Annotated in this window: 1 pseudogene; it reads right to left on the bottom strand. The window is 42.1% G+C overall.

The features are described from left to right. Positions 1 to 259, bottom strand: a pseudogene (locus SB775_RS31090) (hypothetical protein); the annotation flags it as partial.

The raw sequence follows: 259 nt of genomic DNA on the forward strand, positions 1-259 counted from the left end.
CCGTATACTCTTCCTCAGTCAGGTCCTTCGCTAAAATGTTGAATTGCCAACCAGAAGCACCTTCGTCGGCCAGTGGGTAATACCCATAAGAAAAGATTTCTTCATCATGCACTCTTTTGGAATATTCCATGTAATTTATTTCGTCATCCACAAAAGGGAAATAATACGCCGCAGTTTGGATAAAGAAAAAGAGGGCATCGGACTGAGTAAATACCTCGGTGTACGGTCCATCTGCCGCTTTTTCTAAATACTCTTCCAT

This window comes from Peribacillus sp. SIMBA_075, assembly GCF_046534585.1.